This is a genomic window from Schaalia naturae (assembly GCF_042665795.1).
Lineage (GTDB): Bacteria > Actinomycetota > Actinomycetes > Actinomycetales > Actinomycetaceae > Pauljensenia > Pauljensenia naturae.
This window is the reverse complement of sequence record NZ_JBHTEF010000001.1, coordinates 1972975-1991603: the sequence shown is the minus strand read 5'-3', so window position 1 is coordinate 1991603 and position 18629 is coordinate 1972975. Positions and strand designations below refer to the sequence as shown.

The 18629-nt window shown below is 71.0% G+C and carries 16 protein-coding genes and 1 tRNA gene; 12 read left to right on the top strand and 5 right to left on the bottom strand.

Features of this window, described 5'->3' with window-relative positions; all coding sequences use genetic code 11:
• Positions 1 to 67: 67 nt before the first annotated feature.
• The 5 genes from ACFQWG_RS08900 to ACFQWG_RS08880 all read right to left on the bottom strand — a co-directional run bounded on the left by ACFQWG_RS08900 (position 68) and on the right by ACFQWG_RS08880 (position 5077).
• Positions 68 to 811: an ABC transporter ATP-binding protein gene (locus tag ACFQWG_RS08900; RefSeq protein WP_380974538.1), complete on the bottom strand. Its 744-nt coding sequence runs from the start codon at positions 809 to 811 to the stop codon at positions 68 to 70.
• Complete coding sequence (locus ACFQWG_RS08895; RefSeq protein WP_380974535.1) at positions 798 to 1775, bottom strand: ABC transporter ATP-binding protein; 978 nt, start codon at positions 1773 to 1775, stop codon at positions 798 to 800. Before ACFQWG_RS08895 ends, ACFQWG_RS08900 begins: the two co-directional genes overlap by 14 nt.
• Positions 1768 to 2748, bottom strand: coding sequence for a branched-chain amino acid ABC transporter permease (locus ACFQWG_RS08890; protein WP_380974533.1), 981 nt, complete (start codon positions 2746 to 2748; stop codon positions 1768 to 1770). The genes ACFQWG_RS08895 and ACFQWG_RS08890 overlap by 8 nt, the downstream gene beginning before the upstream one ends.
• A gap of 65 nt (positions 2749 to 2813) precedes the next feature.
• Positions 2814 to 4244 (bottom strand): ABC transporter permease subunit, encoded by a 1431-nt coding sequence (locus ACFQWG_RS08885; RefSeq protein WP_380974531.1) that lies wholly within the window; start codon positions 4242 to 4244, stop codon positions 2814 to 2816.
• Positions 4245 to 4423: 179 nt separating this feature from the next.
• Entirely contained in the window at positions 4424 to 5077 is a 654-nt protein-coding gene (locus ACFQWG_RS08880; protein ID WP_380974529.1) for a TetR/AcrR family transcriptional regulator, read from the bottom strand.
• A gap of 87 nt (positions 5078 to 5164) precedes the next feature.
• On the opposite strand from ACFQWG_RS08880, the gene ACFQWG_RS08875 reads away from it, so the two are divergent.
• The 12 genes from ACFQWG_RS08875 (at position 5165) to ACFQWG_RS08820 (ending at position 18618) form a co-directional block, all read left to right on the top strand.
• Positions 5165 to 5235 (top strand) — tRNA-Gln (locus ACFQWG_RS08875).
• Between the two features lie 48 nt (positions 5236 to 5283).
• Positions 5284 to 6345, top strand: a complete 1062-nt coding sequence (locus tag ACFQWG_RS08870; protein WP_380974527.1) for a bifunctional UDP-N-acetylglucosamine diphosphorylase/glucosamine-1-phosphate N-acetyltransferase GlmU — start codon at positions 5284 to 5286, stop codon at positions 6343 to 6345.
• 53 nt (positions 6346 to 6398) lie between these two features.
• A complete protein-coding gene (locus ACFQWG_RS08865; RefSeq protein ID WP_291498361.1) occupies positions 6399 to 7379 on the top strand; it encodes a ribose-phosphate diphosphokinase in 981 nt (326 codons plus the stop codon).
• Positions 7380 to 7556: 177 nt separating this feature from the next.
• Positions 7557 to 8171, top strand: coding sequence for a 50S ribosomal protein L25/general stress protein Ctc (locus ACFQWG_RS08860; protein WP_380974525.1), 615 nt, complete (start codon positions 7557 to 7559; stop codon positions 8169 to 8171).
• 168 nt (positions 8172 to 8339) lie between these two features.
• Positions 8340 to 8897, top strand: coding sequence for a transcription repressor NadR (locus ACFQWG_RS08855; protein WP_380974523.1), 558 nt, complete (start codon positions 8340 to 8342; stop codon positions 8895 to 8897).
• Between the two features lie 63 nt (positions 8898 to 8960).
• On the top strand, positions 8961 to 10301 hold the full coding sequence (locus ACFQWG_RS08850) for an MFS transporter (RefSeq protein ID WP_380974521.1): 1341 nt from the start codon (positions 8961 to 8963) through the stop codon (positions 10299 to 10301).
• 140 nt (positions 10302 to 10441) lie between these two features.
• Entirely contained in the window at positions 10442 to 11890 is a 1449-nt protein-coding gene (locus ACFQWG_RS08845) for a glycosyltransferase 87 family protein (RefSeq protein ID WP_380974519.1), read from the top strand.
• Entirely contained in the window at positions 11887 to 13020 is a 1134-nt protein-coding gene (locus ACFQWG_RS08840) for a mannose-1-phosphate guanylyltransferase (protein WP_380974517.1), read from the top strand. The genes ACFQWG_RS08845 and ACFQWG_RS08840 overlap by 4 nt, the downstream gene beginning before the upstream one ends.
• Before the next feature lie 138 nt (positions 13021 to 13158).
• Positions 13159 to 14265, top strand: a complete 1107-nt coding sequence (locus ACFQWG_RS08835; RefSeq protein ID WP_380974515.1) for a BMP family lipoprotein — start codon at positions 13159 to 13161, stop codon at positions 14263 to 14265.
• Between the two features lie 230 nt (positions 14266 to 14495).
• Positions 14496 to 16052, top strand: a complete 1557-nt coding sequence (locus ACFQWG_RS08830) for an ABC transporter ATP-binding protein (RefSeq protein WP_380974513.1) — start codon at positions 14496 to 14498, stop codon at positions 16050 to 16052.
• Positions 16049 to 17335 (top strand): ABC transporter permease, encoded by a 1287-nt coding sequence (locus ACFQWG_RS08825; RefSeq protein ID WP_380974511.1) that lies wholly within the window; start codon positions 16049 to 16051, stop codon positions 17333 to 17335. Before ACFQWG_RS08830 ends, ACFQWG_RS08825 begins: the two co-directional genes overlap by 4 nt.
• Positions 17332 to 18618, top strand: coding sequence for an ABC transporter permease (locus ACFQWG_RS08820; RefSeq protein ID WP_380974509.1), 1287 nt, complete (start codon positions 17332 to 17334; stop codon positions 18616 to 18618). The genes ACFQWG_RS08825 and ACFQWG_RS08820 overlap by 4 nt, the downstream gene beginning before the upstream one ends.
• Positions 18619 to 18629 lie beyond the last annotated feature (11 nt).

Below are 18629 nucleotides of genomic sequence, written 5' to 3'. Positions count from 1 at the left end.
ACGGACGCCCCCTCCCGGGCCGCATCGTCGGCTCCGCGACGCGCGCGGCGGTGGCGGCGGACTGCGCTCAGCCGGCCCTGTGGTCCTCGGCGAGGGTGCCCAGGTACAGGCGGATGACCGCGGGATCGGCGAGCAGGTCCCGGCCGGGCCCGACGTGGGCGTCGCGCCCCATGTCCAGGACGTAGGCGCGGTCGCAGATCTGCAGGCACCGCCTGGCGTTCTGCTCGACCATCATCACCGAGACCCCCGCCGCGTTGATGCGCGCGACGTTGAGGAAGGTCTCGTCCTGCCGCACGGGCGAGAGCCCCGCGGAGGGCTCGTCGAGCAGCAGCACATGCGGGTCCATCATGAGGGCGCGGGACATGGCGACCATCTGGCGCTCCCCGCCGGACAGGGAACCGGCACGCTGTCCCAGGCGCCTGCCCAGCTCCGGGAACAGGGACACCACGAACTCCAGCCGCTCGTCGAGCAGGGCGGGTCTCTGGTAACAGCCCATCTCCAGGTTCTCTGCGATGGTGAGCGACTCGAAGACGTTCTCCGTCTGCGGGACGAACCCCACTCCCTTCGCCACCAACCTGTTGGCGCGCAGCCCCGTGATGTCCTCGCCGTTGAGGGAGACGGCTCCCGACCGGACGGGCACCAGGCCGAAGATGGCCTTGAGGAGCGTCGACTTCCCCGCCCCGTTCGGGCCGATGATGCCCACCAGCTCGCCCCGGTCGACGTACGTGTTCGTCCCGTTGAGGATGTCGACCTCGGGAATGTAGCCGGCGACCAGGTCGGTCGTCTTCAGGACGTGGCTATTCGGCGTCATCGGGGCCTCCGGCGGGGTGGGTGGCGGCGTACTCGGAGCGGATCTGCTCGACGACCTCGTGAAGGTCGCGGTCCATGTTGGCGCCCAGGTAGGCGTCGATGACGATGGGATCGGCCATGACCTCGGCGGGGACGCCCTCAGCGACGACCTTCCCCTGGGCCATGACGACCACCCAGTCGGCGGTGGCCTGGACCATGTGCATGTCGTGCTCGACGAAGACGACGGTCATCCCCTGTTCCTTGAGGCGCACGATGTGCCCCAGGAGCGACTGGGTGAGGGCCGGGTTGACTCCGGCCATCGGCTCGTCCAGCATGACCAGCTGCGGGTCGGACATCAGGGCGCGCGCCATCTCCAGCAGCTTGCGCTGCCCGCCCGACATGGACAGGGCCAGGTCGTTCCGCTTCTCATAGAGAGTGAACTGCGTGAGCAGCTCAAGGGCGCGCTCCTCGATCCTCTGCTCCTGGGCGCGCCACAGCGGCGGGACGAGGGAGGCCCAGAAGCGCTCCCCGAGCTGCCCGCGGGCCCCGAGCTTCATCGAGTCGAGGACGCTCAGGCCGCCGAAGGCCTTGGTGAGCTGGAAGGTCCGCACCTGCCCCCGGCGCGCCACCTTCCACGCCGGCACGCCCGAGATCCGCGCGCCGTCGAACTCCCAGTAGCCGCGGTCGGCCTTGTCGAAGCCGGTCAGCAGGTTGAAGAACGTCGTCTTGCCGGCTCCGTTGGGGCCGATGAGCGCCGTGATCGCATGGCGCGGGATCTCGATGTGCTCGACGTCGACGGCGACGAGGCCGCCGAAGGACTTGCGCACCGCGTCCGCCGTGATGATCGGATCGACCTTCGCGCAGCCGGGTCTGGCGGGCCCGTCCTTCCACAGTGGGCCGGGCAGGGCGTGGGCGCCGGCGGCGCCCCCGCCGGCGGCCGCCGGCTCGGGGGCGGCCGGGGGCTCCGGGATGTACGGCTCAGGCATTGAACAGGACCTCCGACTTCCGTCCGAAGATGCCCTGGGGGCGGAAGACCACCAGGAGCATGAGGGCCAGGCCGACCAGTATGTAGCGGATCTGGCCGGACTGCAGAGAGGTGAAGGGGAGGACGCCGGTGGAGACCCCCAGGGCGACGAAGCCGTCGGTGAGGGCGAGCAGCATCCAGAAGATCATCGAGCCGACGACGGGGCCGATGACGGTCGCCGCGCCTCCGAGCAGCAGGATCGCCCATAGGAAGAACGTCGTCTGGGTGCCGTAGTTGTCGGGCTGCAGGGAGGTCGGCATGATCGCGAAGATCGCGCCGATCCCGGCCAGGACCCCGCCGATGACGAGGACCTGCATCTTGTAGGCGAAGACGTTCTTGCCCAGCGACCGCACGGCGTCCTCGTTCTCGCGGATGCCGGTGACGACGCGCCCCCACGGTGAGCGCATGAGCTGCCAGATGAACAGCGCCGCGAGGACGACGACGCCCCACGCGACCAGCCGGATCCACAGGGCGTCTGCGTTGTAGCGGATGGTGCCCATGGTCCACGAGAGATCCTCGGGCAGGGGGTTCATCGCGAAGAAGCCGGTGCCCGAACGGTTGATCCCCGTCGATCCGCCGGTCCACCGCTCCAGCTCCGGGGACCGCGCGATCAGGCGGACGATCTCCGCGGTCCCGATGGTCACGATGGACAGGTAGTCGGCCCGAAGGCGCAGCGTCGGGATCCCCAGCAGCAGCGCGAGCACGCAGGCCCCGAGGACCGCGGCCGCGACGCATGCCCAGAAGGGCAGGCCGAAGGCCACGGCGGCGACGGCGAAGGCGTAGCCCCCCACGGCCATGAACCCGGCCTGGCCGAAGTTGAGGAGCCCGGTGTAGCCGAAATGGACGGCCAGGCCCAGGGTCGCCAGCGCATAGGCGGCGGTCTGGGGCGTGAACAGCTCGCCGACGGCGACCAGGAGGAAATTCCAGTGTCCCATTGTCGTGTGGCCTTTCCGGGTTCGGCGGGTGTCGGAGGAGGGGAAAGGGGCCGCGGGTGCGCCCCTCAGCCGACCCTCTGGGCTCGGCCCAGGATCCCCTGGGGTCTGACCAGCAGGATGATGATCATGACGATGAGCGCCGCCACGTTCTTCATCGAGGTGGGCAGGACGAAGGTGGACAGCTCGATAAACCAGCTGAGCAGGAGCGATCCCACCAGCGCCCCGTAGGCGGAGCCCAGCCCGCCGAGGGTGACGGCCGCGAAGATCAGCAGGAGGATCTGCGCGCCCGCCTGGAAGCTGAGTGTCTGGTAGAAGCTGACGAGGACGCCCGACACGGCTGCCAGAGCCGCGCCGCCCACCCACACGATCCGGATGACGCGCTCGACGTGGATGCCGGTCGTGGCGGCCAGCAGCTTGTTGTCGGCGACCGCCCGGACGGACTTGCCCAGTCGCGTGCGCTCGAGGATCCAGACGACCAGCGCCAGCAGCGCCATCGAGACGAGGGATCCCCACAGGTCCCAGTAGCTCACCGACACCCCCAGGGGCCGGGCCGCTGCGGCGAAGGACTGGGGCATGACCAGCCTGTTGGGGCCGAAGAAGAACGCGTAGAGGTAGCGGAGGAAGAGGGCGAGGCCGATGGAGACGATCATGATCTGGATGAGGCCGACGCGCCTACGGCGCAACGGGTGCCACAGGACCGCGTTCTGCACCCACCCGAACGCGCCGCCGAGGATCAGCGCAAGCGCCAGTGCCGCCCACCCGTTCACGCCGGCCGACGTCATCGCGATGTAGGCGACGAACCCGCCGAAGGTGACGAGCTCCCCGTGGGCGAAGTTGTTGAGGCCTGTCGTGCCGTAGATCAGGGACACGCCGATCGAGGCGAGGGCGAGGATCAGGCCGAAGACGGTGCCGCGCACCAGCTTGGTGGCCAGCTGGTGCCCGAAGGAGCCGGTGGTGCCGGCCTCGTCCGTCTCGCTGCCGCTGTCCGTGCCGGCCGTGGAGGGGCCCGCGTCCGGGGACGAGGCCGTCTCCGTCGCCGTGCCGCCCGGTGAGGCCGAGGCGGGGCCGGAGGACTCCGAGCCGGAGGGGGAGGCGCCGGCGGCCTCGGCGCCCAGCTTGAGGGCCGCATAGGAGGTCCCCGAGGAGACCTTGGAGTAGGTCATCGGTTCGGCGGGCGGTTCGATCCCCTCCGGGAGGGTGGCCGGATCGACGGTGATCTCGAAGGATCCGGCCCCGGCGACCTCGACCTCGGCCTGCCCCCGGGCGTCCGTCGTGCCCCGGGACTCGCCCGACGCGCCGGTGACGAGGACGGTCGCCCCCTCCACCGGGGCGTCGTCGTCGGTGACCGTCACCCTGATGATCTCCCCATCGTCCGCATGGGCCGGGACCTGGCCGGCCAGGAGCAGCAGGCACACGGCGAGGAGGAGGGCGGCCAGTGCGTGCCGCGCTGTCATGGCGCGTCGACCGGTCGTGGGCAGGGTCTCGGTCGCTGTCATGTCGGCCTCCCGGACGGGGTGACGGGGTCCTCCGTTCCATACGTCAGCTGATTCTTATGCATTCAAGAAGAACTGGTCATATAGACGTCAAGAAAACGTCAAGTTCAAGCGAGAGACTAGTCGCCCGGGTCACATCGGAGGTCCCTGACCGGATCGTGGACAGGGCGGAGGCGGGAGGATCAGCTCCGGGCGTTCCCATCGGCGCCCTTGCCGCCCTCGCGCGTGCGCAGCGTGGGGTCGGGCCGCAGGTTGCGCAGCCCGTTCCACGCGAGGTTGACGCAGTGGGCGGCCACGACCTCCTTGGGGAGTCGGCGCTCGTCGAGCCACCACTGCCCGACCTGGGCGATCAGCCCGACCATCATCTGGGCGTACAGCGGCGCCCAGGCCGGGTCCATGCGCGTGTGCTCGAACTGGCGGGCGAGCAGGTGCTCGACCTGGACCGCAACGTCCCCGATCACGGAGGAGAAGGACCCCGACGTGCGGTCGTCGGGAGCGTCGCGCACCAGCACGCGGAAGCCGTCGGTGTTCGTCTCGATGTAGTCGAGAAGCGTCAGCGTCGCCCTCTCGAGGATCTCGCGCGGATGCTCCGAGGAGGTCAGCGACCGGGTGAGCGAGCCCACCAGGTTCTGGACCTCGCGGTCCACGACCACGGCGTAGAGGCCCTCCTTGCCGCCGAAATGCTCGTAGACGACGGGTTTGGAGACGCTCGCCTTCGAGGCGATCTCCTCCACGCTGGTGGAATCGAATCCCTTGGAGGCGAACAGCGACCGCCCGACGGCGACCAGCTGCTCGCGGCGGGCGACCCCGCTCATGCGCGTGCGCTTCTCGGCCATGGTCACACCGTATCCTCCGGGGCGCGCGCCGGGCCAGGAGGGGCGCACGCCGCGCCCGCGCCATATGGCAGAATCGGCAGCGTCCTTTCCGCCTTGGTGTAATGGCAGCACAGGGGTTTTTGGTGCCCTTGGTCCAGGTTCGAGTCCTGGGGGCGGAGCCGCGCGGGCGCCCGCCCGGGTCCCGCGTCCGTCGATGGGGGGACCCCGTGAACCTGACTGACGCGCCCTCGGGCCCGGCCGCCGTCATCATCCTGGCGGCCGGACAGGGCACCCGGATGAGGTCGGAGGTGCCGAAGGTCCTCCACCGGCTGGGCGGTCTGGCCATGATCGGGCACGCGCTGCGCGCTGCCCACGCGCTGCACCCCGGCCGGATCGTCGCCGTCGTGCGCCATCAGCGGGACCTGGTGGCCGCCGAGGTCCTGCGGCTGTGCCCCGAGGCCCTCATCGCCGACCAGGACGAGGTTCCCGGAACCGGGCGCGCCGTCCAATGCGGGCTCCGGGCGCTCAGCGGGGCGGGGGCCGAGCCGGCCTCCCGGGGTGGAACGGTCCTGGTCACCTCCGGCGACGTCCCCCTGCTGGGGGCGGACACGCTCAGGCGGCTCGTCGAGCTCCATGACCGGGGGCGCCACGCCGTGTCGCTGGTCACGACGATCGCCCCGGACCCGGCGGGGTACGGGCGGATCGTGCGCGACGCCGCGACGGGATCGCCTGCGGCGATCGTCGAGCAGCGCGACGCCACCCCCGCACAGCGCGCGATCACGGAGGTCAACGCCGGGATCTACGCCTTCGACGCGGCGTTCCTCGGGCGCGCGCTCACGGAGGTCGGCCGGTCGAACGACCAGGGGGAGGTCTATCTCACCGATGTCGTGGCGGCGGCCGTCGAGGCAGGCCGGTCGGTGGGCGCCCTGGCGCTGGACGACCCGTGGGAGGCCGCCGGGTGCAACGACCGCCTCCAGCTGGCCCAGCTTGCCGCCGAGCTCAACCGCCGGACCTGCGCGGCGCACATGCGCGCCGGGGTGACCATCGTCGACCCGGCGTCCACGTGGATCGACGTGGACGTGAGGATCGGCCGGGACACGACGGTCCATCCGGGGACGTGCCTGCGGGGCGCCACGCGAGTCGGTCCCCGGTGTGAGATCGGCCCCATGACGACCCTGACGGACGTGGAAGTGGGGGAGGGCAGCACGCTGCCCGCCACCTGGGGTGCCGGCACGCGCGTCCCGGCGGATACCATGGGTGAGCCGTTCGGCGTCATCGGCAGGAATTGACCGGAACCTGCCGACTCCCCGGGGCGCTGCGGCAGAGGGAAGGACGCACCGCTATGAGCGGTTTGGTGACCAATGGTGAGAAGCGGCTTGTCCTGGTGTCGGGTCGCGCGCACCTCGAACTGGCCCGTCAGGTGGGCGAGGAACTGGGCTGCGGCGTCTCCCCGACGACGAACTACGACTTCGCCAACGGCGAGATCTACGTCCGGTTCAACGAGTCCGTGCGCGGGGCAGACGTCTTCGTCCTCCAGTCGCACACGACGCCGCTCAACAAGTGGCTGATGGAGCAGCTCATCATGGTCGACGCCGCCAAGCGGGCCTCGGCCAAACGGATCACCGTCGTCTCCCCCTTCTACCCCTACGCCCGCCAGGACAAGAAGCACCAGGGGCGTGAGCCGATCTCCGCGCGCCTGGTCGCCGACCTCTACAAGACGGCCGGAGCGGACCGCGTGATGAGCGTCGACCTGCACGCCTCCCAGGAACAGGGTTTCTTCGACGGCCCGGTCGACCATCTCTTCGCCATGCCGGTCCTGGTCGACTACGTCCGCACGCGCGTGGATCCGGGGAAGGTGACGATGGTCAGCCCCGACGCCGGGCGCATCCGCGTCGCCGAGAAGTGGGCCGCGAAGCTGGGCGGCGCCCCGCTGGCCTTCATCCACAAGACGCGCGACATCACCCGGCCGAACGTGGCGGTGGCCAACCGCGTCGTCGGCGACGTCAGGGGACGCCAGTGCATCCTCGTCGACGACCTCATCGACACCGCCGGGACCATCTCGGAGGCCATCAAGGTCGTGCGCGAGGCGGGGGCGGAGTCCGTCATCGTCGCGGCCACCCACGGCGTGCTGTCCGACCCGGCCTCGCGCAGGCTCTCCGAGTCCGGCGCGTCGGAGGTCGTCGTCACCGACACGCTGCCGATCACCCCGGAGAAGCGGTTCCCCGGCCTGACGATCCTGCCGATCGCCCCGCTGCTGGCGCGCGCGATCAAGGAGGTCTTCGAGGACGGATCGGTCACATCGCTCTTCGACGGGGTGGCCTGAGGCGCGCCCGGAGGCGTAGCATTCGGAGGCTGCTCCGGCGAGGGCGGCGCGTGAGATCCGGTCGGGTTCCAGGCGCCGCCGTGATCGACAGGGCCCTCAGGTGGTGTCAGAGGTCCGTCGCGCCGGCGCGAGCGGACATCGCACAGATCGACACCCCGAGGGAAGAGGCAGCACCCCATGAGCGAGAACATCCTGGTCGCCCAGACCCGTACCGAGTTCGGCAAGGGGGCGGCCCGCCGCGCCCGCCGCGCCGGCCTGGTCCCCGCCGTCCTGTACGGCCACGGCTCCGACCCGATCCACCTGGACGTGCCCGCGCACGACCTGTTCCTCATCGTGCGCAGCACGAAGAACGCCTTGGTCGAGCTCACGGTCGACGGCGCGCAGCAGCTGGCCCTGGTCAAGGACGTGCAGGTCCATGCCGTGTCCCGCGCCCTGCTCCACGTCGACTTCCTGGCCGTCAAGGCCGGCGAGAAGGTCGAGGTCACCGTGCCGCTGGTCATCGTGGGCGAGCCCGCCCCCGGGTCCACGCACAACGTCGAGGAGTACACGGTCCCGGTGGTGGCGCCTGCGACCGCGATCCCCGAGGAGATCACGGTCGACGTCACCGGGCTGGAGATCGGCACCGTCATCCGCGTCCAGGACCTGGTCGTCCCGGAGGGCGTGTCCGTGCAGCTCGATGCCGACCAGGACCTGGTCTCCATCGTCGAGATCGTCGAGAACGTCGTCGACGAGCCCGCCGCCGAGACGGCTGCGCCCGAGGCCCCCGAGGCGGAGGCTCCGGAGGCCGAGTGAGCCGGACCCCGGCGCTGCGGCTTCGGCCGCCCGGAACCGGGTGACGAGGGCGGCGCCCCCGGAGGGTCTTCTCCTTCCGGGGGCGCCGTTTCCCACGGGCCCCGGCGCCCTGGCGCCCGGCGTGGGAGGCTGGGGGCGTGGCGGGGAGATCCGATGGGAGGAGCGGCCATGGCGGCGATGGGCGGCGAGGCGCGGCGCCGGGCGATCCTGCGCTGGCTGGGCGAGTCCGGCTCGCCGGTTCCCGGCGGCGAGCTCGCGGAGCGCTCCGGGGTCAGCCGGCAGGCGGTGGCCCGCGACGTGGCGGTGCTGCGGGCCGCGGGGCATGGCATCGTGGCGACGAGCCGCGGATACGTCCTCGGCGCCGCCGGGGGGCGAGGGCGCACCCGCGTGTTCAAGGTCCGCCACACCAGGGAACGCCTCGCGGAGGAGCTGAGGACCGTCGTCGACCTGGGCGCCACGGTCGAGGACGTCATCGTCAACCATCGTGTCTACGGCGTGGTTCGGGGGCGCCTCGGCATCGCCAGCAGGCGGGACGTCGATCGATTCATGCGGAGTATCGAGTCGGGGAGGTCCGCGCCGCTGATGGAGGTCACCTCCGGGTACCACTTCCACACGGTGAGCGCTCCCGATGAGGAGACCCTCGACGCGGTGGGCCACGCTCTGGACGAGGCCGGGTTCACGGCGCCGATCCTCCCCTATGAGAGGGACGCGCTCGCGGGGGAGTGAGCCTGGCCGCGCTCCCCAAACTGTCATGACATGTGTCATGACAGTAGAGCTATGCTGGCGGGCGTGACGAATCCCGCGCCGATCACGGCCGCCCCCGCCCTCACCCGCAACGACAGGCTCGACCGCCTGCCCTTCAACCGCCAGCACGGCAGGCTCCTGGTGGCCTCCGGCGTCGGCTGGGCGCTCGACGCCATGGACGTCGGCCTGATCTCCTACGTCATGGCCGTCCTCGCCCGCCAATGGTCGATGAGCGCCACCCAGGTCTCCCTCCTCGGATCCATCGGATTCGTCGGGATGGCGGTCGGCGCCTCCCTCGGCGGGATCCTCGCCGACAGGATCGGGCGCCGCTCCGTCTTCGTCCTCACCCTGGTCCTCTACGGCATCGCCAGCGGAGCCATGGCGTTCACCACCTCCCTGGGGATGCTGCTGGTCCTGCGGCTGTTCGTCGGCCTCGGCCTGGGGGCGGAGCTGCCCGTCGCCTCGACCCTCGTCAGCGAGTTCGCGCCGAGACGCCTGCGCGGCCGAATCGTCGTGCTGCTCGAGTCCTTCTGGGCCCTCGGCTGGATCCTCGCCGCGGTCCTCGGCTATCTCGTCGTCTCGCCCACTGACAACGGCTGGCGGTGGGCGATGCTCGCCGGCGCGGTCCCCGCCCTGTACGCGGTCGTCGCACGGTTCCACCTCCCCGAGTCGGTGCGCTTCCTGGAGGCGAAGGGCCGCGACGCGGACGCCGAGCGGTCGGTGCGCGTGTTCGAGAGCGCCAGCGGCGTGGCGCCAATGCCCTCCGCCCCCGCCGCCGCGCTGCCGAGGGTGAGGGCCCGGGAGCTGTTCGGCCACGGCCATGCCCGGCGCACCGTCGCCCTGTGGCTGACCTGGTTCTTCGTGAACTTCTCATACTACGGAGCCTTCACGTGGCTGCCGTCGCTGCTGGCGGCCCGGTTCTCCCTGGTGAAGTCCTTCGAGTACACGCTCATCATCTCCCTGGCCCAGATCCCCGGCTACTTCCTCGCCGCCTGGCTGGTGGAGCGGCTCGGCCGCCGGATCACGCTCAGCTCCTTCCTCGTCGTCTCGGCAGTCACCGCCGTCGGCTTCGGCCAGGCCGGGAGCGTGGGCGGGGTCCTCGCCTGGGGGCTTCTCATGTCGGCGGCGAACCTCGGCGCATGGGGCGTGCTGTATGCGGTGACCCCCGAGATCTACCCGACGCGGCTGCGCGGCACGGGGGCGGGCGCCGCAGCGGGATTCGGCCGGATCGCCTCCATCGTCGCGCCGCTGGCCGTGCCCCCGCTGCTCGCCCTGGGAAGAGGCGGTCAGGGCCTCGTGTTCGCGGTGTTCGGCGCGGCCTTCGCCCTGGCCGCGGCCGGGGCCCTCGCCCTGCCGGAGCTGCGCGGGCGCGCCCTCGAGGACTGACCGTCATCCGCCGGAGGACGCCCATCCCGAGGCTCGGCGGCGAAGAACGACGGAGTCCACGCCGAAGGCCCCGCGAACCTCGGGATGGGCGCTCCCGAGCAGGCGGCCTCCCGGAAACCGGGGTCATCTAGCATGGACGGGTGCCTGATCCAGCCGAATCCGTGAGCCCCGCGACGCGGCGCAGCACGTCCGCGGAGTCCCCGCCGGAGCCGGGGGGCCCGGCGCGAGGGGTCCTGCTCACCGTCCTCGGATGGGGGATGCTCGCGGGAGCGGCGCTGCTGCTCTCCTCCGCCCTGACGCCGCGCGGCACGATCGAGAACGACGTCGGCTACTACCACGCATGGGTCGAGCTGGCCGACCGGTACGGGTTCTCGCAGATCCTGCCCGAGTATCCGACCCCCGTCATGCTGCTGCTGTGGCTGCCGACGCTGGTCGCCCCCACGCAGGACGCCTACCGGATCCTGTTCGTCGCGGCGTCCCTGGCCGGGCTCGCCGCGGGCGCCGCCATGATGACCAGGCTCCCGGGAGCCCGCGCGCGCCAGACCGCCCCCGTGGTGTTCCTCGCCTGCACCGGCGCGCTCGGGCCGATCACCCTCTACCGCTTCGACCTCCTGCCGGGCGTGCTGCTCGCCGCCGCCTGCGTCGCCCTGGCGCGCGAGGAGGCCGCCTCGGGCTCCCGGCGCCGCGGACGCGACCGGCGCCCATGGTGGTCCGTGCTCGTCGCCCTCGGCACCGGCATCAAGGCGTGGCCGATCATCGTGTGGCCGCTGGTGCTGGGGGAGCGCTCCCGCAGGCGCCGTGAGGCGGCTGGTTTCATCGCCACCGGCGCCGTCCTCGTCGCCGTGTCCGTGGCGGCCGCCGGGTGGGGCCGCCTGTTCAGCCCGCTCACCTGGCAGTCCGGGCGCGGACTGCAGGTCGAGTCCGTCCTCGCCACCTGGGTGCTCCTGGCCCGCCTCGTCTCGCCCTCGTCGTGGACGGCCGCCCTGTCCGACGCGAACTCCTGGGACTTCTCCGGCCCCGGCGTCTCCGCGACCCTCGCCCTGGGGACAGCGGCGCAGGTGGTTCTCCTGGTGTGGATCGCCGCGGTCTGCTGGCGCCTGTGGCGCACGCGCGCGGCCGAGGCGCTGGCCGTCGCCGTGTCCGCCACCTCCGTCGTCGCGGTGCTGGTGGCCACCGACAAGGTCTTCTCCCCGCAGTACATGATGTGGCTGGCCCCGGTGGCGGCCGTGGCCTGCGGAATCGGGCGCGCCCGCGTGCCCCGGTGGTGGGCGCCCGTGCTGGTGGTCATCTGCGCCCTCACGCAATTGTCCTACCCGACGACCTATGGGTGGCTGTACCCGGGCGACCGGGGCGCGCTGTTCCTGGTGGGCACCCTCCTCATGGTGGCGCGCAACGCCATGGTCGCGGTCTTTGCCGTGTCCGCGTGCCGCACCGCGTGGCGCCTGACGGCCCGCGTCGGAAGCGCCCCCGCGGGTCCGGTCCCCACCGTCTCCGTCCCCCTCGCCGAGGGAGGCGCCGCCCTCGATGCCCCGGCGCGACGGAACCCGCCGATGACTCCGATCCCGTCCCGTCGAAAGGCTGACGAATGACCCCCGACCTGCACGTCATCATCCCCGCCGGAGGGGCAGGCACCCGGCTGTGGCCGCTGTCGCGGCGCGCGCGCCCGAAGTTCCTGCTCGACCTCACCGGAAGCGGCCGCACCCTGCTGCAGGCGACCATCGACCGGCTCTCCCCGCGTGCGGCCTCGATGACGATCGTGACGGGGGCGGCCCACCGCGACGCCGTGGCCGCGCAGCTCCCGGAGTTCGCCGGGGCACGCTCCGACCGCGAGCTCGTCATCGAGCCCTCGGGACGCGACTCGATGCCCGCGATCGGGCTGGCCACGGCGATCGTGCGCGAACGGCACGGGGCGGACGCGCTGGTCGGCTCCTTCGCCGCGGACCACGTCATCGCCCGCCCCGATCTGTTCCTCGAGGCCGTCGACGCGGCGTGCGCAGCAGCCCGCCGGGGCTACGTGACGACCATCGGGATCACGCCGACAGAGGCCTCGACGGCCTACGGGTACATCCACGCCGGCGAGGCGCTCGAGGCGGAGGGGACGCCGCCCGTCCCGGCAGGAGAGTCGGGAACCCGGGGGGAGCCTCGGGCGCGTGCCGTCTCCGAGTTCGTCGAGAAGCCGGACGCCGCGACCGCCCGGCGCTATGTCGCCGACGGGTATCTGTGGAACGCCGGGATGTTCGTCATGCGCGCGGGCGTCCTGATGGGTCACCTCGAGCGGCTTCACCCCGCCCTCGCCGCGGGGCTGACGCGGATCGCACGGTCGTGGGACACCCCGAGCCGGGACCGGGAGCTGGCGAGGACCTGGCCGACGCTCACGGCCATCGCCATCGACCACGCCATCGCCGAGCCGGTGGCGGCCCATGGCGGCGTCGCGGTCGCGCCGGCCGACCTGGACCTGGGGTGGACGGACCTGGGCGATTTCGATGCGCTGGCCGAGCTGGCCGGCCCGGGCGCCGAGGGGGCGGCGGTGCGCGTCGGCGCGCCGGGGACCGCTGTGTTCGACGGCGGCTCCGGGCAGACGGTCGCGCTCGTGGGCGTGGAGGACCTGGTCGTCGTCACCACCCCCGACGCCGTCCTGGTGACGCGCCGATCGGCGGCACAGGACGTGAAGAAGGTGGTCGACCGGCTCGTGCAGGCGGGCTCCGCCGGCCTCGTGTGAGCCGCTCCGAGCCGACGCGATGCGTCGCCCTCGCGGATAACGATTGGATCAACTCCGGGAAACGGCTGAAACGGCTGGCATAGGATGGCCGGGCGCGCCGGGATCCGGCGCAGTCTTTCATGTCCCAGGAGGAACACTGTGAAGAACTCCCTGAAGGTGGGCGCTGTCGCCGCGGCAGCCGCCCTTGCGCTCGCGGGTTGTGGATCGGCTCCCTCGGAGTCGGGTGAGGCATCCGCGTCCGGTGAGACCCAGTCCGGCGGCGCGGCCGGCGGGTCCATCAAGGCCTGCATGGTCTCGGACTCCGGTGGTTTCGAGGACAAGTCGTTCAACCAGTCCGGCAAGGAGGGCATGGAGAAGGCGAAGTCGGAGCTCGGCATCGAGGTCGATTACGCCGAGTCCACCTCCGACGCGGATTTCCAGCCCAATATCGCGAACATGGTCCAGGGCGGCTGCGACGTCATCATCGGCGTCGGCTACCTCATGGCGGACGCGCTGAACCAGGCGGCCACGGAGAACCCCGACATCGACTTCGCCCTGGTGGACTCCACGTTCACCGACCCGGGCGAGAACACCAAGGCCCTCGTCTTCAACACGGCCGAGGCCGCCTACCTGGCGGGCTACGCCTCCGCGGGCCTGACCAGCACCGGCAAGGTCGGCACCTACCTCGGCAGCCAGATCCCGTCGACCGCCGTCTTCGCCGACGGCTTCGCCGACGGCTTCGCCGACGGCATCGCGAAGTACAACGAGGACAACGGCACGTCCGTCGAGCTGCTCGGCTGGGACAAGGAGAAGCAGTCGGGCATGGCCACCGGCGACTTCGAGGACACCTCCAAGGGCAAGCAGTTCACCGAGCAGCTCATCCAGCAGGGCGCGGACATCATCATGCCCGTCGCCGGGCCGGTGGGCGCCGGAACGCTGGCCGCCGCCAAGGATGCGGGCAACGTCAACGTCGTGTGGGTCGACGCCGACGGATACCTCACCCAGCCCGACTACGGCTCGATCATCATCACCTCCGTGGTGAAGGAGATCGGCCAGGCCGTCTACGACACCGTGAAGACGGTCCAGGACGGGCAGTGGAGCTCCGAGGACTACGTCGGCACCCTCGCCAACGGCGGCGTGGGGATCGCCCCGTTCCACGACTGGGACTCGAAGGTGCCCGCCGACCTGAAGTCGCAGCTGGAGGACCTGCAGAGCCAGATCTCGGACGGCACGATCACCGTGGAGTCGGAGAACTCCCCGAAGTGATGCGCTGACCGGCGGATCCGGATGCCGTCCGGGCGGGGGCACGGGGTGGAAACCTCGTGCCCCCGCCCTTTGCCGTCCCCCGGGCCGGCGCCGCGCGGGGCGGCGGCGGGTCCCACCGGCGCGAACAGGTAGGTTGGGTGCCGGGCGGCCGGGGAGCCTCGGACAATCGACTAGACTAATTCTCCCCCGGTACGCCGATGTCCCGGAGAACCGCATGAGAGGGAACCGATGTGAAACTCGAGTTGGAGGGGATCACCAAGGTCTTCGGACCGCTGGTGGCCAACGACCACATCGACCTGGTCGTCGAACCGGGCGAGATCCACGCGCTGCTCGGGGAGAACGGAGCCGGCAAGTCGACGTTGATGAACGTCCTGTACGGCCTGTACCAGCCCGACGGGGGCCGGATCCTCATCGACGGGAAGCCGCAGTCCTTCCGCGGGCCGGGTGACGCCGTGGCGGCAGGGATCGGCATGGTGCACCAGCACTTCATGCTCGTGCCCGTCTTCACCGTCGCCGAGTCCGTCGCCCTGGGCTACGAGCCCGCGGGCGTCGCCGGGATCCTCGACAAGAAGGCGGCCCGCGCGAAGGTCTCCGAGCTCTCCGAGCGTTTCGGCTTCGACATCGACCCGGACGCCGTCATCGAGGACCTCCCCGTGGGCGCCCAGCAGCGCGTGGAGATCATCAAGGCGCTGTCCCGCGATGCGAAGGTCCTCATCCTCGACGAGCCCACCGCCGTGCTGACCCCGCAGGAGACCGATGAGCTCATCGCGATCATGCGCGAGCTCGCGGCCTCCGGGACGTCCATCGTCTTCATCACCCACAAGCTGCGCGAGGTCCGCGCCGTGGCGGACCGGATCACGGTCATCCGGCGCGGAGCGGTCGTCGGCCAGGCCGATCCCGCCTCGTCGGAGACGGAGCTGGCCTCGATGATGGTCGGACGGGCCGTCGACCTGGGCGTCGAGAAGACCCCGGCGATGCCGGGGGAGCCGGTCCTGTCCTACCGGGATGTCTCGGTGCTCACGGAGTCTGGGCAGGTGGCCCTGGACCATGTCGACCTCGACGTCCACGCCGGGGAGATCGTGTGCGTGGCCGGCGTCCAGGGCAACGGGCAGACCGAGCTGTGCGAGGCGACGCTGGGCACGATCCCGATCAACACCGGGCAGATCGTCCTGGAGGGCGGCGACATCGCGTCGATGTCCATCCGACGGAGGCTGGAGGAGGGGCTGGGCTACATCCCCGAGGACCGCTCCGAGGACGGGATGATCAGCTCGTTCACGATCTCGGAGAACATGATCCTGGATCAGTACTACAGCCGGCCCTTCGCCTCCGGCGTCACGATGCTGTCCTCCAAGGTCGAGGAGCATGCGGAGCGGCTGCGCGAGGAGTTCGACGTGCGGGTGACCTCGGTCAAGGACCCGATCTCGACGCTGTCGGGCGGCAACCAGCAGAAGGCGATCCTCGCCCGGGAGCTCTCCCGCCCGCTGAAGGTGCTGGTGGCCTCGCAGCCCACTCGCGGCCTGGACGTCGGCTCCATCGAGTTCGTCCACTCCCGCATCGTCGCCGAACGGGACAAGGGCACGGCTGTCCTGGTCGTGTCCACGGAGCTCGACGAGGTGACGGCGCTGGCCGATCGCATCGCCGTCATGTACCGGGGGAGGATCGTCGGCATCGTCGCGGCCGACACCCCCCGCGATGTGCTGGGCCTGATGATGGCCGGAGTCCCCCTGGACGAGGCCCGAGAACAGGCAGCGGCGCATCCCACCACCATCGAGGAGGTCGCACAGTGAGCACGCAGTCCCAGCGGGCCACCGGCCCAGCCGCATCGGGTGAGAGCGGCGGAGGCCGGGACCGGATCGATCCTCTCGGCGGGGACGGGCCGAACTGGCTGACGCGGATCCTCCGCCGCTACTTCAACCCCTCGGCGGGGACGATCGCCGGGGCGATCGTCGCGGCCATGGTGCTCGGAGCCGTCATCGTGGCGCTCTTCGACGAGGACGTTATCGCGGCTGCCGGCTATTTCTTCGCCAGGCCCGGCGACTTCTTCAGCGCCTTCGGGTCGGCATTCGGCAGCTTCTTCACGGCCTTCATCCGGGGCTCGATCTTCGACTGGACGCAGGACTCGACGACCCAGGCGATCCGCCCGATCATGGAGACGCTCACCCGGTCCGTCCCGCTCATCATCGCGGGGCTGGCCATCGCCGTGTCCTTCACCTCGGGCCTGTTCAACATCGGCGTCCAGGGCCAGCTGATCATCGGCGCGACGGTCGCCGGATTCATCGGGTTCCACTTCCAGATGCCGGTCGTCGTGCACGTCCTGGTCGCCGTCCTCGGAGCGATCCTCGGCGGAGCGCTGTGGGGGCTCATCCCAGGCCTGCTGAAATCGCGGCTCAACGCGAATGAGGTGATCGTGACGATCATGCTCAACTCCGTCGCGCTGTTCCTCCTCCAATACCTGCTGACGACGCGGACGTTCATGGGCGAGGGCGGCTACCCGGGCAAGTCCCAGAAGATCGCGGCGACCGCCGGCCTGCCGAAGCTCTTCGGGTCCGACTTCCGGCTCCACTGGGGGCTCGTCATCGCGATCCTCGCCGCCGTGGCCGTGTGGTGGCTGCTCAAGCGATCGACCTTCGGCTTCGAGATCAGGGCGGCGGGGGCGAACCCGCGCGCCGCCCGCACGGCCGGCGTCAACGTGCCCCGCACGCTCATGCTCACCCTGGTCATCTCCGGGGCGTTGGCGGGCCTCGCGGGCACAGCCCCGGTGCTCGGCACGGAGAAGGTCATCACGAACGGCGTCGCCGGATCCCTGGGCTTCGACGCGATCACCGTGGCCCTGCTGGGGAAGAACAGCCCGCTGGGCGTGGTCCTGGCGGGACTGCTCTTCGGCGCGCTCAACGCGGGCGGCGCCCTCATGCAGTCCTCGGCGGGCATCCCCGTGGACATCGTCCAGATCACGCAGGCCATCATCGTCCTGCTCATCGCCGCGTCCGAGTCCATCCGGTACCGGCGCGAGAGGAGGGCTGTCGCCGCGAGGAGCGCCTCAGCCACCGTCACGGAAGGAGCCGCGGCATGAGCACCCAGACCGCCGTCCCCGGCGTCGCGCCCCAGGCCGGCGCGACCCAGGACATCGTGGCGCCCGTCCAGTGGCGCGACCCGATCGTCTCGGCCATCATGGCCGTCCTCACGCTGGTCCTCGCGATCTCCTCCCACGGCCTCTCCCGCGTCACCTTCACGGGCGCGACCTCGTGGTTCACGATGGGGGAGATCTCCGTGCCCGCCCAGCCCGCGGGCCTCGTCCTCACGGCGGCGGCGGCCGCCGCCACCGCCGTCGTCTGGGCGCGGGCCGTGCGCCGACAGCACGTCCCCGGATGGCTGCTGGGCGTCACCGGCGTGGCCTTCGTCGCCGCCTTCCTCCTGTGGACCGTGGCCGACAAGACCTCCGCGGTCCTGCCGGTCGTCTCCCTGCTGGCCGGCGGCCTGATGTTCGCGACGCCCCTCGTGTTCGGCGCCCTGTCCGGCGTCGTGTGCGAGCGGTCGGGGGTCATCAACATCGCCATCGAGGGCCAGCTGCTCTTCGGCGCCTTCCTGGGCGCCGTCGTCGCCTCCGTGGCGGGCAGCGCCTGGTGGGGTCTCATCGGAGCGCCGATCGCGGGCATGGCGCTGGCCGCTCTGCTCGCGCTGTTCACCATCAAGTACAGGGCTGACCACATCATCATCGGCGTCGTGCTCAACATGCTCGCGCTGGGGGTGACGTCCTTCCTATATTCGACGGTGCTGAAGAGCAACCCCGGGCTCAACCAGACCCTGAGCCTGAACAAGATCGGCATCCCGGTCCTCAAGGACATCCCGGTCATCGGGCCGGTCCTCTTCAACCAGACGATCCTCGTGTACCTCATGTACGCCGCGGTCGCCGTGCTCCAGTTCATGGTCTTCAACTCGCGGTGGGGCCTGCGCATGCGGGCCAGCGGCGAGCATCCTCGGGCCGCGGACACCGTCGGCATCGCCGTCAACCGGATCCGCTGGCACAACGTGCTCCTGGGCGGGGCGCTGGCCGGGCTGGGCGGCGCCTTCTTCACCATCAACCAGGGCCTGGCCTTCTCGAAGGACATGGCCGCGGGCAACGGCTTCATCGCGCTGGCCGCCATGATCCTGGGCCGGTGGAACCCGACGGGCGCCCTGGCCGCGTCGCTGCTGTTCGGTTTCGCCACGAACCTCGGCGCCGTCATGCAGGCCGTCGGCGCGGACGTCCCCTCCCAGTTCCTCCTGATGATCCCCTACCTGGTGACGATCCTGGCGGTCGCCGGGTTCGTCGGCGCCGTGAGGGCGCCAGCCATGGAGGGCAAGCCCTATCCGTGACAGGCGGCCAC